General features: G+C 37.6%; 8 protein-coding genes. 2 read left to right on the top strand and 6 right to left on the bottom strand.

Translation table 11 applies throughout. The annotated features are described in order from the left end of the window. Positions 1–229 precede the first annotated feature (229 nt). Both H4J50_RS15705 and H4J50_RS15700 read left to right on the top strand, forming a co-directional pair. Complete coding sequence (locus H4J50_RS15705) at positions 230–2,209, top strand: methyl-accepting chemotaxis protein (protein WP_182257302.1); 1,980 nt, start codon at positions 230–232, stop codon at positions 2,207–2,209. A gap of 374 nt (positions 2,210–2,583) precedes the next feature. Further along, positions 2,584–2,988: a hypothetical protein gene (locus H4J50_RS15700; RefSeq protein WP_182257301.1), complete on the top strand. Its 405-nt coding sequence runs from the start codon at positions 2,584–2,586 to the stop codon at positions 2,986–2,988. Positions 2,989–3,333: 345 nt separating this feature from the next. On the opposite strand, the gene H4J50_RS15695 is transcribed toward H4J50_RS15700, so the two are convergent. From H4J50_RS15695 to iadA, 6 genes are all read right to left on the bottom strand, one after another. Next, positions 3,334–4,884: a cryptochrome/photolyase family protein gene (locus H4J50_RS15695; RefSeq protein ID WP_182257300.1), complete on the bottom strand. Its 1,551-nt coding sequence runs from the start codon at positions 4,882–4,884 to the stop codon at positions 3,334–3,336. 446 nt (positions 4,885–5,330) lie between these two features. Next, positions 5,331–8,414, bottom strand: a complete 3,084-nt coding sequence (locus tag H4J50_RS15690) for a TonB-dependent receptor (RefSeq protein WP_182257299.1) — start codon at positions 8,412–8,414, stop codon at positions 5,331–5,333. A 995-nt stretch (positions 8,415–9,409) separates the two neighbouring features. After that, entirely contained in the window at positions 9,410–11,131 is a 1,722-nt protein-coding gene (locus H4J50_RS15685) for a Mur ligase family protein (RefSeq protein WP_220466267.1), read from the bottom strand. A gap of 137 nt (positions 11,132–11,268) precedes the next feature. Further along, positions 11,269–14,088, bottom strand: a complete 2,820-nt coding sequence (gene cphA / locus H4J50_RS15680; RefSeq protein WP_182257298.1) for a cyanophycin synthetase — start codon at positions 14,086–14,088, stop codon at positions 11,269–11,271. Between the two features lie 213 nt (positions 14,089–14,301). Beyond that, positions 14,302–15,126 carry a cyanophycinase gene (locus H4J50_RS15675; RefSeq protein WP_182257297.1) on the bottom strand — a complete coding sequence of 275 codons (825 nt, stop codon included), beginning with the start codon at positions 15,124–15,126 and terminating at the stop codon, positions 14,302–14,304. Positions 15,127–15,134: 8 nt separating this feature from the next. Then, entirely contained in the window at positions 15,135–16,322 is a 1,188-nt protein-coding gene (gene iadA / locus H4J50_RS15670) for a beta-aspartyl-peptidase (protein WP_182257296.1), read from the bottom strand. Positions 16,323–16,575: the final 253 nt, after the last annotated feature.

Below are 16,575 nucleotides of genomic sequence, written 5' to 3'. Positions count from 1 at the left end.
GGCAATCATAATTAAAGCTAAAAATCAGTTTTAATCATTTGATGAAATTAGGTCTTTTTGCTTTTTTTTGTGAAAAATAAGTAAGAGATTTATCAGCATAATTTCTCAACTTAGTTTGTCGTTTATTTTGAGCCGCTGACCAATTAACTTAACAAGTATTTGTCTTTGGCTATACTCGTCTGCAACGTGAACTTAAAAACTCACATTATTTCTCTGAAAAGGATATCCAGTGACATTTTCTGACATTTCATTCAAAAATAAAATACTGCTATTAATAGCATTACCACTAGTTGGTTTTTTATGGTTAAGTATTTCTTCAATGAAGCAAAACTATACTATTAACCATGAAATGGATGACCTTGCTCACTTAACTCAACTGTCCATTATCTATAGTGAATTAGTCCATGAGTTGCAAAAAGAGCGAGGAGCAACCGCCGGTTTTATTGGCTCACAAGGTATAAAATTCGTCAAAGAGCTAAGTAAACAGAGAATAGCAACAGATAGTAGCGTGAGTAAGCGTCAAGATTATTTATCCGCTAATCACTTCCAACAAGTTCTGGTTACACAATTAAATCAAGAAATTATAAAAGAATTAGATAAATTAGAAACGATAAGAGCACAAGTAAGTCGTTTAACCATAGATACAGCAAAAGCACTAAGTTATTACACAACACTCAATGCCAAACTACTGTCCGTAACATCAATCATTGCCGAATTAAGTAGTGATGCAAAAATAACTAAACAAACCATTGCCTATTATAACTTTCTTCAAAGTAAAGAGCGCGCGGGTATTGAGCGTGCAGTTTTAAGTAATACTTTTGCATTAGATAAATTTAGTGACGACATGTTTATTAAATTTGTTTCTTTGGTAACACAGCAAGATACCTACATGGCAAATTTTTTAACCTTAGCTACACCAGAAAATATAGAGTTTTATCAAGAGCAAATGCAAGATCCAGTAATAAAAGAGGTATTAAAGCTACGTAAAATTGCTGAAAGTAAGGCATCAAATTTTGACGTTGATGCTCTGCATTGGTTTCAACAAGCGACATTAAGAATAGGTTTATTGAAAAGAGCTGAAAATAAAATTGCTAGTCACTTACTTCTACTCGTTGAAAGCACCCACGAGAGAGCATTTACCACCTTAATCATTGGCATTTTAATAACTGTAATTTTATTAGTCTTGGTGGGTCTAATTACCTTAATATCAGTTAAAGATTTAACCTCTCGCGTCAACGAATTAACTCAGGTTATGAGAAGCGTAAGAAATAAAAATGACTTAACTGTACGAACTCATTTGCAAGGAAATAGTGAATTAGGACAAATATCGCAAGCATTAAACCTTACTTTAGCGCAATTTTCACAAACCATTCATGATATTTCTAATTCTAGTTTAACACTATCGTCCGCAGCTGAAGAAACATCGACTACTTGTGAGTTCAACGCCCAAACATTGAAAGAACAACAAGAGGGAATTGGTGTTATCGCCACTGCTGTAGAGGAGTTATCAGCAACGATAAAAGAAGTTGCCAATAATACACAAGTCTCAGCAGATTCAGCAAGGGAGGCTGATAACCAAGCAAAAAGCGGCCTAAATGTTGTGAAAACCTCCTATTCTTCGATTGAAGTATTATCTCAAGAGATTGACAGCTTAGCCAAACAAATAAATAACTTACATGAAAGCAGTGGCAATATAACCAAGGTGGTTGATGTCATTAAATCTGTTGCAGAACAAACTAATTTATTAGCATTAAATGCCGCAATTGAAGCTGCAAGAGCTGGCGAACAAGGACGAGGCTTTGCTGTTGTTGCTGACGAAGTAAGAACATTAGCTCAACGCACACAACAATCTACTTTAGAGATCGAGGCATTTATTGGCTCATTACAGACTGATGTAAACGCTGCCCATCGCGTGATAGAAAGCAGTCAACTCAAGGCAAGTGTCGCAGTAGAGAACTCAAAAAATGTTGAACATACGCTCGAAGAAATAACTGACGCTATTAGTCATATTTTTTCAATGTCAGAGCAAATTGCAGTCTCAATTGAAGAACAATCGGTAGTCACTAATGATGTAGCAAAAAACATCGTCAATATTGAGCATAAATCGACAGTAACTACTGAAGGCGCATCACAAATAGCAACAACCGCAAAAGAACAAGCTTATTTAGCGACCACAATGCAAGATATAGCGAATAGGTTCCGCGTGTAGATACCCAGATGCTATTTAACCTGTACTTATTAATGGCTACTACAAGGCGATTAATTCGCTTTAAGGTAATGAAAAATACAAGCTAACCCTCTGTTAAGTTTACAGGTACTGTATAAGTTACGGGTAAGCACTTAATGCTCTGTATCATATAAAGATCATACAAGAATAAACAGGGTTAGGTTTTATCTCCATATTTACTTACCTTTACTTAGTTTGACTTATCTTTACAGTAATTTAATTAAACTATCATGCGCGCTTTTGTGCATTCTTTAATGCTGGAAAATTTTATGTCCTTATCAACATTTAAATTAATACTCACAACTATTTTTCTTTACTCCCTAACAGCATGTTCATCGGGTTTGGACCGTTCTGATATGAAAAATAATCGCTATAAAGAATCCTTGGAAACAAAAATATTACCTGATGGGTCTAAGGTATTTAATTTTTCAATAGCAGTACAAAATAAACCGTTAGATGAACAGGATGAAATAATGCCTGAACATGTTGGTAAGCAAAAAAAAGCTAAGGGTCAAGGTAAAAAAGGTACAGGGCAAGCCGAAAATAACAAATCGCTCAACAAAAAAAATAACGAGCGTAATCAGGTATTAGAAGAATATTTTCAACAACGTGTTTCTAGCTTGAATATTTTAAAAATGTTTTGTCGAGAAGGTTATTTTACTCTAGAAAAATATAGTGATAGCCGTGAAGTACAACTAAAAGCAGAGTGTAAAGAAAGTGCATCTGTTGAAGATTATAATAAATTTACCAAGGTAAAATAACCGTTAGAATCTTTTAAGAGCTAAGCAAGCATTAAGTTTTTCTAGTTACATAATCAGTAAATTCACCTTCAAGCGTTTAATTTGAGTTGTTTGAAGGGATTAACTTGCTGATTTACAATAAATAACAACAGCAAAATAAACGCAGTGATTCATATATTTTCTCCAACGTCCTTACTTTTTGTCGATATTCTATTTTTCTCCTTAAAGTAAGGTAGGAAGCCAAATATATTAGCAAGGCAACCTAAAAAAATGGCTAGTGTATAATTCAACTATACCTCCAATATAAATTGCGCCAAGGCTGGCCATAACAAAAGACTCATACTTTTTTTAAAGTAAGCTTTGAAACTATAAACTATCTAAATTATTGAGTAATTCAGCCGCTTTTACCCTTATTTCATTTTTTTGCTCGGTAGACATTTTATCCCAATTACGAATAGGAAAACTCATTCTGTGGTTGGTCGAAAACTTATCATAGTTATGGTCAATAAAATTCCAATATAAGCTATTGAGTGGACAAGCATTTGGCCCTATCTTTTCTTTCACGTTATATTGGCAGCCTTTACAGTAATCACTCATTTTATTAACATAATTGCCACTAGCGGCGTAAGGCTTTGTTGCAATCCAGCCACCATCAGAAAAAAGCGCCATACTGCGTGTATTTGGCAGCTCTACCCATTCAATCGCATCTATGTATATGCCTAAATACCAATCATCTACTTGGCTTGGTGATATGCCAGCCAACAAAGCAAAATTACCGGTGATCATTAGACGTTGAATATGGTGTGCATAAGCATGTTCTAAAGACTGTGTTATCGCACTTTTTAAGCACAACATATGAGTATTACCATGCCAAAAAAAGTCAGGTAGGTTACGATTAGCCGCTAAAAAATTTTGCTCTGCATAATTAGGCATATTTGCCCAATACATCCCCCTGACATATTCCCGCCAACCTAAAATTTGCCTTATAAACCCTTCAACTTGAGCCAGTGTAATGGCACCCTCTGAGTTTTGGTAAGCGTCAAGTGCTGTTTGAATGACTTCTGCTGGGGTTAACATTTTACAATTGAGAGAAAAACTAAGGCGCGAATGATATAAGCTCCAAGCGTAGGGTGAAGCTACGGTCATCGCGTCTTGAAAATTACCAAAATTGGCAAGTTGATGCTGGCAAAAAAAGTGCAGCAATAACAGTGATTGCTCACGATTAATCGGGTATGTAACATTTGCTGACTCTGGTCCGATAGTTTTAATGTTATGTTTTTTTATTCGTTGCAAATATTCATCGGCTTCGTTATCGAATATTAACGGTTTAGGAATAAATTTAAGATCAGAGCGTTTAAATGACTGTCTATTATTTGCATCGAAATTCCAGGCATTACCTTCAGGTTTTGAGCCATTCATGAGAATTGAAAAACGTTTTCTCATGTAGCGATAAAAATTCTCCATTCGCACGTGTGTAGCTTGTTGAAAATGGCTTGGTAATTCTTCAAATGGTAGCAAGAAATGTTCACTATCTACCTCAACAACCGTTTGGGAAAGTTGTTGCTTCATGGTATTTAATTGTGCACGTAGTCGGTATTCATCTGGTCGTTGAAAAGCAAAACTTTCGCAGCAAAAATTGGTCACTAATGACTCAATAAGTGCAGGAAGATCTTGATATTTTTCAGTATCATCTAACGTTAAGTAGCAAACTTGGTGCCCTGCACGTTCAAGTTGATGCGCAAAATCAGCCATGGAGGCAAAAAATGCGCTTATTTTTTGGATATGGTGCTTAGTGTAATTAGCCTCTTGGTGAAGCTCGGCTATAACATATACAACATCACTATCAACCTTTTCAAACCAACTGTGCATGGGATTGAGTTGGTCGCCTAATAAAAGCCTAAGGTGCTTTGCCTTCATAAATTTCCTTAATATTACTTTAATATGTCAATTAACAATTAATCTTGGTAGTTTTTCAATTAATTGACTTATAAGTCTATATTCATGAGTACGGAGATCTTTTTCACAAAGTACAAAGCACGTTTCATCGTTATAGTTCTTAATCTTAAAAAATACTATACGAATAAAACCATACAAGAGATCAAAACAGGGACGATTTTTCAATGCCTAATCAGTTATTAAATAACGGACTTATCTTTAATCTTAATATTTACTATTGCACCTTTGACTTAGCAAACATAAAGTAAAAAAAACGATTATATTGCGCAATAGTGATTACAAGTCAGTAATAAGAGTAGGTACACAATAAGAACAGAGTTAAAAATTTTAATAACAAAAAAGCCCTGTCTACTTGCGTAAACAGGGCTTAAATTTTGACTTACTATAAATTAGAAACTAACTATCTATTAGAACTTAGCTTTAACACCTAAATAGAATTTAGGGCCTGAGCGTGAGTAATCAGATATAGTCGAGTCGTTACCACGTGTCATCACTTGTGGCTCATCTAATATGTTAAGTGCTTTTAAAGATACTGATACTTTTTTAGTCACTTTATACTTGATGTTGAAATCTACGTAATCACTGTCTTGTACATAACGGTGTGAACGTGTTGGGAATGGCAAGTTATTCGGTTGAAAATACTTTGAACGATACTTATAAAGTAAACGCATTGACAGTTGATCACCTTCCCAATAAACAGAAGCAGAAGCTACGTTTTTAGAGAAACCAAATAGGTTTGCATCAGGAACTAAACCTGGGCTACCTGGTTCTGGCGTTACAAAATCTGACTCTGCATAGTTATAGGCAATCTTAGCACCCAAACCGCTCCAAATTCCTGGTAATTCAGTAAAATGTTTTTGAGCCGTTAACTCAACACCACGAATGGTTGAAGAATCGTTTGATGTTTGTACTGTAGAGTGTGTTACATCTGCAAATATTGTGTCTACGCCATCAAGTGATATCGTAATATCTCTATCTTCTTGTACCGTTTCATAACCGCCAGTAAAGCTTTTATTATAAACCGCTAACGTTACCGCGGCATCATTACTTGGGTAATACTCAAGTGAAACCTCAACGTTATTAGATAAATAAGGCTTCATGTGATTACCGTTAGCTGAACCACTGGTAATTGATTCTGAGTAATTATTATTACAGCTTTCGTCTTCACTTGATGAAGTACAAATATCGTAGCTAACACCTGCAGACATAGCATTCATTTGAAAACGAGACATAGCTCTATAAAGCGCTGTTTTCAAATACCATTCGTCATTTAGTTGGAATGTTAAGTTTAAGCTCGGTAATACTTCGGTGTAACTTGAATCAAGTGTTACATCTTCAATTTCGCCTGTAGTGTTAATTTCTGTTTTAAACGTACCGTCTTCAGCCGTAGTAATAAAAACTTTATCACCGTAACCGTCAGAGTGCGTTTCAGTTTTAACAACACGTACACCAACATTACCAGTTACAGGGTAATCGCCCCATTGAGTATCAATATCAGCCATGGCATAAATAGCGCTGATTTTTTCTTCTACAATACGATCGGCACCGTCACGTTTATCGTTACGTTCGCCAATATCATAAAAGCTAGTATCGCCGTTATTGCCTGGAATTTGACCTAACATTTGTCCAATAAAACATTTGGCATCGTAGGTAACGAAATCACCAGCACCGCCGCCTTCTTCGTCAAATAAATTATCGTTTTGATGGTTATTAAAACAATTGCTCACAATACCGTCAGTTAAAGCTAAGTAACTGGCAACATTGTTCTCGTCCCAGTTATCATCTTCAGTATCAGTTGAGCCAGTTTTTTGACTGCCATCACTCAAACGTAAAGAAACATCGTTAGTTTGTTCGTCAATTAAGTTTTCTTTTGAGAAACGAACACCAGCTTTAATATTAGCAAAAATATCATGATCGAGCGTATATTCAGCATCAAATTTGAACGCTAAAATTTTATCTTCTCGCTCATCATTCGCACGGCGGTATTCAGCATATGCGCCACCATCAGCACTTAAGAAAGACTGAACATTATTTGGATCAAACACTTCTGAAGCATTGTAACCATCATCACCAACACCATTACGGTCGTTATCTAACCATGTAAGGGTAGGAACGTTGGTATCACGAGCGTCAAACTCGTATTGATAACGGCTTTCTGATTTGAATTTTGAACGATGACGAACTCTATAGCGATATGACTTTGAGTATGAAAAGTCTGCTGCTAGTTTTAAGTTATCTGTTGGGTAATATTCAAAATTAATACCACCACCATCATAATCGTCTACTTGATTTCTGCTTTCACCTAAAAGTTGAGGCTTAGCTTCACCGGTTGCATAAAGTAAAGTGTGATCTTCAGCGATGATATGATCGGCTAGTTTTCTTCGACGGTTATCAATCCCAAACTCCATACGTTCTTCAGTATATTCCAAACGAGAGTTTTGGTAATCGAAGTTAATATCCCACTGATCATTAGGTTGCCACTGAAAAGTAGCAACAACACTGGTGCGAGAATCTTCATCTTCACCTGTTCGCCAATAAGCATCATTAGGCACGTAGAAAATTGAACTTTGATCAAAGTCTGACAGATTAGTGTCTTTTCCAAGTTGAGGACTTGAGCCTTGACGACCACTAGAAACCGCTTGGTTACCATCGTCACACTCATTTTCATCTGGCACTATTGTATTACCCGAAGCGTCTTTAAGCGCACAGGCTTGCATTTGAGAACTACCACCGTAGTTTTCTTCAGGGTTTGAGTCGTCAGACGAAACAACCCCTAATGTGAAACCCATATTACCAAAGTCTTCGGTTTCCCAGCTTCTAACCGTAGAAATAACAAATTTGTTTCCCCATGGATTTACATTTTCGCCATCTACATTGCCATAATATGAGTTGTAGATACCGGTTGCTTCTACGGTAGTTTCATTTTTGCCGTAATCGATAGCACGTAGTGCAGCAACTTCAATCGTTCCAGATGTACCACCCTCAACTAAATCTGCTTGTTGTGACTTATAAATAACAACTTTATCAACTAAATCTGATGGGAATTTTTTAAAGTTTACCGCACGACCCGTACCAGCGTTTGTAATAGTACGACCGTTAAATGTTGCATAGCCCCAGTAAGAGCCTAAACCACGGATAGAGACTTCGTTTTGGCTACCTTTTAAACGATGACTTGAGGCGCCTGAAATATTTTCAATAATATCAGCTAAAGATAAACCAGGTAAATCACCAAAGTCTGCCGCAGCAATAGCGTCAACAATAGCGGCGGTATTTTTTTTCTCATTAAGCGAGCGAGTCATTGTGCCTCGCATGCCGCTAACTTCAATAACTTCAATGTTGCTTTCTTTAGCAACTTCATTTGTGCTTGCTTGTTCTTCAGCGTATACAGGTGCGGCTAACAAGGTAACAAATGCCGAGCTTAACAATGCCGACGTACCTTTAGTATTAAACCTATTTACTCTTAGAACGTTACTAATTTTATTCAATTTCACGTCACTCTCCCCAAGTTCCACTTATTATGTTTTATAGTAGTATTGTTTAAAACGTAAAACCCATTTACCACAATCTGACTCAAATCTAACCAATTAACGATTAGATGTCAATTAACCATCATTACCAAAATAACATCAAAACCATCTAGCTCGTTATTACCAATGAGATGAACATACGTAATTAGCGTTAATATTTAAGCCTTCAATCTACAATTTCATTAATTTTTGTGAAGAAATTTTATGATGCACATTGAATTTTATAATGATTATTTTATTGTTTAAATATCGTTACAAAAGTTAATAATCTTTATGATTTTTCTGCGTTATTTCTACGTTATTTCTACGTTATAGGTAAGTAGAGTCACTTAATTACTCAATAGTTGGTAATGTTATGATTAATTTTTAGACCGTAAATGAAGTTTATAAGCGAGACAAGTTAATTAACGACATAGTTAACGTAACAACTATAGTAGTAGCTGTAGAAGGAAAGTGTCAGTCATAGCAAGCTCTTGTGCATATTTAGCTATATTATCAGAGTTACCACACACAAGTGTATTACCAAAAAATAAACCAAAACCACCAAGCTACATTACCAATATTGATTGCAAAAAAGTGTTCGTGCTAATACTTAATGCAAAGATACGATAACTACGGCTGATTTAGGCCTGCAATAGCACGACTAACAGTCAATAGAATGCGATTATTTTGACGTTATGGTTTATTTACAGTCATAGTACAACGGAATATATAAACCAAGCTTGATTAGCATAACGGATATCAAAAAGATGTTATCGATTAGTTGTGCTAATTAGTCTGAAAAATATAGGTTTTATATTAGACCATTTTCCATACCGATAAAGTTGACCTACTCATTAATAAGGTTGTTAAAAGAAAACTGCAGGGTGGATAGTATTTATTTGAGGAGGAAACCTAAGCTTACTGGTAAATCAGCAAGCTTGAGATTATTTCATTTTTTAATGAACACTTAACAAACGCTATATTGATTTTTCATGTAACAATGCTGTTATATTTTCGCGCTCTGATAACACCATGAGTAAAGCTAAATCGTCTTTTTGTAGTTGATCTACCACATACTTTGTTCCGGACAGGGGGCTGTTAAAAGTATAAATATCACACTTTTTCATACCATGAGATAGCGCTGTATCAACAATTAACTGAGGTACTTCTCCTAACTCTCTACCACGTAAATACGGTTGAACTTCAGCAGCAATAATAAAGTCAGGATTCATTTTTAACGCTGTTTTCGTCAAGTTGATGATTTCATTGTCTGTTCGATCACCCGCATGGCTTAACATTAAAAATTTACGCTGTGCTTTTATGTTTGCCGTGGTAACCGCCATGGCCTCCATACTATGAACATTATGAGCAAAGTCCATAATCACTTGCGCATTATTGATCTTAAACTGATTACCTCTACCGGGGTTGTCTTTACTATTACTGGCAAAAGTTGATAATGCTGCTGTAATTGCTTTATCTCCTATACCTAAGCTTTTAGCTAAACCAATGGCCCCAAGCGCATTTTGAATATTGTGTAATGCCGCACCGTTCAGGGTCATTGGAATATCGTTAACCGCGATAATAATCGACTCTTCATGCTGAAGCGAATACACCAATTTTTGATCACGCACAAAGCAAACAGCGCCACCTTTTTGTTTGTGCTGCTGCAGTGTTGTATTGTCTTCATGCAAAGAAAACCAGCACTTATTCACCAGTAATTCAGGTGCCAATGCCACTAAATTTTTATCATCGGCATTAAGTACTAACGTGCCTTTGCTTTGTCCGTTACTGAGTAAACCTTTAGCAACAACAGCTTTCGCTTGAGCCAAAGCTGCAACGGTATTAATACCATATTGGCCTAAGTGATCTTCTGCAATATTGGTGATTAAAGCGGCATCAACATTATCTATCGGTAAACCTCTGCGTAAAATACCACCGCGAGCAACCTCTAAAATGGCTGTTTGAGTATCGGGATGACGCAATAGCATTCTTGCTCCACCAGGGCCTGAATAATCGCCGTGGTCAATAATATTATCACCCACTCGAATAAAATCTGTTGAGGTTACTCCACAACATTGACCTGCTTGCTCAATAATTTGCGACATAATGCGTACACTGGTCGACTTACCATTCGTGCCAGTAACGTAAGCCAGTGGTATCGATTTATATTGTGACCAGTTTATATTTTCTGGCTCAGGTAATGCGCTTATGGGCCAACACTGCGCAGTAGTGCCATAACCCAATGAGAATTCGTCGTCATCAACTAAATAGACAATGTTATGAGCTTTTGATTGTTTAATTAACTCAAGCAGTTTTGGGTTTGCTTCTTCGGCTATTGTTAGTTTTAAGCGTTCAATTGCTACTGCTATTTCTTCTTGGTTCTCAGTGTGAGTTAATTCTTCGCAAGTTAACTGCCACGCCATTTCATTTAAATCACAAGCAGCATAAAGTGCATCTAGTGGTGCACTTATGGCAATTGTGATACCGTCTTCAAAGATCCGCGAGTAGATTTTTTCATTTGACCAATTTACCGCTTTAAGTAATCGGTTAGCATAAATCGACCAAATATTTACCACGATAAGTTTATCAATACCGTTAACAAACGCATCAATAATGGCACCAGGCTGATCTGATAGTAAATTTTTACCGGTCAAGCGACGATTATCATCTAATATCAGTGTTATGTTTTCTCTATTCATATATACCCAAACTACTTCAAGATGTGAGTTTTAGGACGTTTGAGCAAACTATGCTCAGGTTGATCTTCTTATTAAGATGCAACAAAGAGCATAGTTTACGCAGTCACCGCCAAAGGTTCGCTACCTTTTAGCTAATTTTAGTCACTTTCTTCATCATGCTCAGATACCAAACGAACACCTCGTTCATCGGTAACAATTCTCATGCCTGTTTCTAAAACAAAAGTGTCAGGCTCGTTAGTTTCGAGCATAGATATAACGGTTTGACGTGGTGTTTTCTCTGCTTCTTGCTCAGATTCATTAACGCCATTAAAGTTAATAATTTGCTTCCAACAACGTGTTATAGCATCGCCAAACACCATTAATAAATCATCAGCACTCGCTAATTCAAGGCCTTTTTCTATGGCCTCTACTTCGTCTGCAATACAATATATTTGCGACTCTTTGATACCTTCTGCTTTTAAAGCTGCTGCTAACATTTGAGGCACTTCATCTACCCCACGACCTCGGCGATTATCGTCAGCCTTACAGATGTAAATATCGAAATGCCCTGCCGCAGCTCTAGCAATATTAGCGATATCTTCATCACGACGATCACCTGGACCTGCTAGCACCGCAATACGTTTACCATTAACTTCTAATTTACTAGCTAACTCGCTCATACAACGCACACCATCAGCATTATGGGCGTAATCAAGTATCACTCTAAAGTTATGCTCGTCAAATACGTTCATTCTGCCCGGTGCTTGGTAAAAGGTGGTGGTGAAGGTTCTTAACCCTTGTTGAATCGAATCTAACGGCTTGCCTAGACAATAAGCTAAACCTGCTGCAAACATAGCGTTTTGTACATTATGCAGTGCTTTACCTTCTAAGGTTGCCGGAATTAAATGTGTCCAAAGTAATGGAATATGGGTACCATTATCAAAAATAGTGATCATGTCACCGTTGATACCTTTTTCTAATACCACCGCTCGACCGCCAGCACGAATATGCTCGCGTACCAAACTATGTCCTGTATTCATGGTGACATAACAAATATGTTTTGCTTTGGTATGGTCAGCCATTTTTAAACAGTGTGGATCATCAGCATTAAGCACGACACTGTCTTTAGCCACTTCGACAACAATACGTTTAACTTCAGCGAGTTGTTCAAGGGTATCTATGCCTCTGAGTCCTAAATGATCTTCTTGAACATTGATACAAGCGGCTACGTCACTTTCTAAATAACCTAAACCTGAACGGGCAATGCCGCCTCGTGCGGTTTCTAATACAGCAATATCTACTGAGGGATCACGTAACACGATTTGCGATGACACTGGACCTGTCATATCACCTTTAACAGATAACTGACCATCAACATAAACCCCATCGGTAGAAGTCATACCAACAACATGCCCGGCATTTTTTAAAATATGAGAGAGCATTCTCGACGTGGTGGTTTTACCATTTGTACCCGTAATACCGGCAATAGGAATACGCGTAGGTAAGGCTGGCGGAAACAGCATATCAATAACTTTTCCGGCAACATCTCTTGGCTTACCTTCGCTTGGGGCGACATGCATTCTAAAACCTGGTGCGGCATTCACTTCAACAATACCGCCACCAATGTCTTTATAAGATTGTGTAATATCAGCAGTTAAAAAATCAACGCCGCCCACATCTAAACCTACAGCTTGTACTGCTCGCTCAGCCATGGTTTTATTATCAGGATGTACTACATCGGTCATATCGATGGCTGTACCGCCGGTAGATAAGTTTGCAGTCGAGCGAAGGTAGAATATTTCACCTTTAGGTAGTACTGTTTCTTCAGTAAAGTCGGCCTCTTCTAATAAGCGCATGGCTTGGGTATCTAATTCTAACTGCGTTAATACCTTTTCATGACCAACACCTCGTCGTGGATCTTCATTAATAATATCAACCAATTGACTAATAGTATTAAGGCCATCACCAATAACATGGCCAGGCACACGTTTGGCTACCGCGACTAATTCACCATTAACGACTAACATACGGTGATCTAAACCCGTTAAAAACGATTCAACTAAAACGGCACGGCTTGTGCCATGCTCACGGGCAAATGCAAAGGCGGTTATTACTTGTTCTTCTGTTGTTAAATCAATCGAAACACCACGACCATGATTGGCATTTAACGGTTTTAAAACCACCGGATAACCAATGCTTTTTGCCATTTTTACCGCTTGTACATCTGAATACGCCATGCGTTGTTGTGGAACAGGCAGGCCAAGGTCGTTTAGTAAATTATGAGTGTCTTCTTTATCGCAGGAGATTTCTACTGCTATATGCTTGGTTTCACTGGTAATAGTAGCTTGTATACGTTGTTGATACTTACCATGACCAAATTGAACCAAGCTATATTCGTTTAATCGTAACCAAGGAATGTCACGTTTTTCTGCCGCATCCACCAATGATTGGGTACTAGGACCAAATTGTTTGCGTTGTGCAAAGCGAATAAAATCAGCCATTTCTTGCTGAAAATCAAAATCGTCTTCTATCGTAGTTTGTAACTGGTCTTTAATGTTTTCAGGCATTAATGAAATGAGGAGCTTTCGTGCTAAAATTGCGGCTTCAAGGCCCACATCTCTTTGCTTATACTGGAAAACCATATTGTATTCGCCAGCAGTGCCAGTAGTGCGCGTCTTACCAAAAGTGACTTCTGTACCCGCTACGCATTGCAACTCGAGCGTAACATGTTCCCAAATATGAGCAATCCAAGTACCTTCGTCTTCTTTTAACCGTCTGATAAAGCCGCCAGGCTCACCATATGAACAGCCGTGCTGATCTAAACTTGGCAGGTTTGTGATTAATCCATCAATAAATTCTGTACCCAATTTGACTGAAGGGTAGTTTTCCAAAATACCAATATCTACAATATGGCGAATCACAGGAAAATGAGCGTAAATATTAGGACCAACATAAACGTTGGAAGAGAGCATTTTCATAGTGATTTCCTTTTATTACTCTAAAGAGAATTTTTTATTATTTGTTATTCCGACTACGCTATACGCGGTCTAGAAAAGATACCATGGTTTTAGTAGCGAACATACTACTTGAGAGAATATTTTACTGAACTGAATGTGGGGTATTGAAGTGTGCTTTAGTAATTCTAATGAAGTAGTAAAGCCCACCAAAATAGGAGGGCTTTACAAAAAAGTTTAGCTTGCTGGTGTAGCTATTCTTTCGTTAATACAGTAAGTTGCCCCTGGTCCAAGTACATGTAACTTAAGACCAATTAGCGTAATAGCTTCGCCTCTATTAGCATCTGCCATTGAACTATGCGATAAGTCTGAAGGATCAACTACCGTTATGCTGCCATGACCAACCACTTCTAAAACCCCTGTTGGGTCAATAAAAGCAGCCGTATTTTCACAAATACCCAGGCCTGAAGCAAAAGGGTTATAAGAAATTGCTGAAAGCAAACGACCTAAACGGTTTCTTTGGCTAAAATGCTGGTCAATAATGACTTTATTAATTAAGCCCATGCCCGGAGCAAAAGTAACCCCTTCTTCATTTGGTAACGCACCTGTTCGGCCGCCAGCGATCATATGTTCTGGCATAATGGCTGCACCTGCAGACGTACCCGCAACATGCACGCCATCAGCATTACGTTTACGAATACTTTGTGCTACTGGTGTGCCGCCTAAAATTGTCGACAAGCGTAATTGATTACCGCCGGTAATAAAAATACCCGTGGCTTTATCCAACTCAGCGAGGTATTCATCACTATTGGCTTCTTCACGATCATTAATCGGCAAAGAAATTGCTTTTTGCACGCCTAATTCATGAAAAACTTCTTCGTAATTAGACCCTGTTTCTTCAAGTTGTGAAGCGGTCGGAATAATCACAATGTATGCATTTTCTCCACCACAAAGCTCAACAAAACGTTGTAGAATTATAGGATCCTTAACGCGCTCTTCTGCCCCCCCGATAGGAATTACAAATCCCCTTTGTTGACCATCAACTGTTTTAGCTGGACACATATCTACCTCTATTCAAATGTACCTTTGATAATTGTCTGATTGTTTTGCTTGTGCCATACACCCTGCGCCATCACATCAGTAATTTCATATTTTTCGTTCATTATTAATAAATCAGCGTCAAAACCAACAGCAATTTGCCCTTTGTTTTTAAAGCGTAAAATATTAGCAACATTACTTGTTAACATTGGGAGAACTTGCTCCAGTGGTAAACCTTTATGTAAAGTTTCCACTAAGGTTTCTCCTAGCGTACTCGCTCGACCAAAATCCATATGCACTAATTCACCTTGTGGGTCAAAACAAGGCAAGCAACCTCCACCATCCGAGCTAAGGGTTATTTGTTCTAAAGGCAATTGTCTTTCAATAGCCATTTCAATCGCGTCACTCGCTTCCCAACCTGGTTGTGCTGTACCGGCAGGAAATGCGGTTAAATCAATATGACAACCTTGCGTTAGTAATTTGCAACTATCTTCAAACAACGCTTTGTTGCGATTAACATGAGTTGGATTAAACACCCGTGCTGGTAGTTCTGTATCTCTAATTGCTTGTTCTATTAGTGCTAATCTTTTTTCACCGTCACCTAAATGAAAATGAATAATACCGGCTTTACCTGTGATTAAACCTGCAACATGAGTTTCACTGGCAAGGCGGATAACTTCTTCAAAGGTTGGCTGACTAGAACGATGATCACTTATAGCAAATTCACCAATACCAATAACCGGTTCAAGAAAAACGATATCTGATTTAGCACTGCCGGTTATAGTGGTTAAAGGATAATGATAACCACCTGTCCAGCAATAAGCAGACATACCTTCTTCACGAAGGCCATAAACTCGACTTAACAAGTTTTCAGTACTGCGTGTTGTATCATCAGTACCGAGCAAACCAACAACGGTTGTTACGCCAGCATGAGTAAATTCAGTAAGACCTACTGGTGGAACTTGTGTTGCAAAGCCGGCTTCACCACCACCACCCGTAATATGGGCATGACTATCAATAAAACCTGGTGTTAATGTGGCGCCCTCAAAATTAATGATATTAACGTGCCACTGTTTAGGAATGTCGATCTGCCCTTGCCCATGATCATAAATGGCGGCAATTTTATTACCTGCAATCAAAACATCTTTAATGCCTAGGGGCGTAGGTGCGTAAATATTTACATTACACAATAATTGAAGCATTGGTTGGTTAATTTTCATGGTATTTTAAGTGACGTTGTATTTAACTTAGCTTATTAATTATTTGAGACAATAAAATTGAATAAACTAAACCAACACAATGAAAAGTAAGAAAGCGTAATAATAGATTGTAACACAATTGATATTTTACCACCAAGTAGCAGCAAAAAAATACCTAGATAAATTGAAATACTTACTCATGTTTTTTACTAACTTTCATTATGGAGACTAGTTTAAAAATATTAACGAGTATTTTTTAATCAAAGATAATAAT

It is taken from the genome of Colwellia sp. 6M3, from assembly GCF_014077595.1.
Classification (GTDB): domain Bacteria; phylum Pseudomonadota; class Gammaproteobacteria; order Enterobacterales; family Alteromonadaceae; genus Cognaticolwellia.
Note: the sequence above shows the minus strand (reverse complement) of the source record. Positions and strands in the feature narration are given on the sequence as shown.